The sequence below is a fragment of the Streptomyces albus subsp. albus genome (assembly GCF_000719865.1).
GTDB lineage: Bacteria > Actinomycetota > Actinomycetes > Streptomycetales > Streptomycetaceae > Streptomyces > Streptomyces albus_E.
In genome coordinates, this window is record NZ_JOID01000081.1 from 1 (window position 1) to 902 (window position 902).

Genomic DNA, 902 nt, shown 5'->3' on the forward strand with positions numbered 1-902 from the left:
GGCCTCGTGGGCTACGAGATGGCACTCCTGGTCGACCGCGCCGGAAACGTCCTCACCCCGGACCTCCGAGCCGAACTCCAGGGAAGTCTTCTCAACTGATCGAACGACCAAGGTACGACCAACCGACCGTCGGGCCGATCCCCCCTCGCACCACCGGCCTCCCCCCATCGGTCCCCGCCAGACGACAACCGTTGTCCAGCCCGGAGGAACCATGACCCCGCCGCCCGCATCGCCCGGCCCGTACGGCGCCGCACACCAAGCGCCGTACGGGGACGACGGCGACCAGCCACTGGTGCGGCCGTACGCCATGACCGGTGGCCGGACCCGTCCGCGCTACCAGCTCGCCATCGAGGCGCTGGTCAGCACGACGGCCGACCCCTCCCAGCTGGGGACGCTGCTCCCCGAGCACGCGCGGATCTGCCACCTGTGCCGTGAGGTCAAGTCGGTGGCCGAGATCTCGGCGCTGCTGGCGATACCCCTGGGGGTGGCCCGCATTCTGGTCGCCGACCTGGCCGAGGCCGGCATGGTGGCCATCCACCAGCCGGGCGGCAGCGGCGAGGCCGGCGGAACGCCGGATGTGACACTGCTCGAAAGGGTGCTCAGTGGACTTCGAAAGCTCTAGCGCCGCGCCGCGCGCCACCACGTCGGCGAAGATCGTGGTGGCGGGCGGCTTCGGCGTGGGCAAGACCACGTTCGTCGGCGCGGTCTCGGAGATCAACCCGCTCCGCACCGAGGCCGTGATGACCTCGGCCTCCGCGGGGATCGACGACCTCAGCCATGTCCAGGACAAGACCACCACCACGGTGGCGATGGACTTCGGCCGGATCACCCTGGACCAGGACCTGATCCTGTACCTGTTCGGCACCCCCGGACAGGACCGCTTCTGGTTCATGTGGGACGAC

Annotated in this window: 2 protein-coding genes and 1 pseudogene; all 3 read left to right on the forward strand. The window is 69.8% G+C overall.

The window, feature by feature from the left end; all coding sequences use genetic code 11:
- Window positions 1–99, forward strand: a pseudogene (locus tag IF83_RS0129445) (roadblock/LC7 domain-containing protein); the annotation flags it as partial.
- 112 nt (window positions 100–211) lie between these two features.
- On the forward strand, window positions 212–622 hold the full coding sequence (locus IF83_RS0129450) for a DUF742 domain-containing protein (protein WP_019706270.1): 411 nt from the start codon (window positions 212–214) through the stop codon (window positions 620–622).
- The coding region (locus tag IF83_RS0129455) for a GTP-binding protein (protein ID WP_208605961.1) at window positions 603–902 on the forward strand (300 nt) is incomplete at its 3' end. The genes IF83_RS0129450 and IF83_RS0129455, both read left to right, overlap by 20 nt.

What these genes read in the sequence shown, in the direction of transcription:
- IF83_RS0129450 (WP_019706270.1), top strand. Translation starts at nt 212, where the DNA reads ATGACCCCGCCGCCCGCATCGCCCGGCCCGTACGGCGCCGCACACCAA.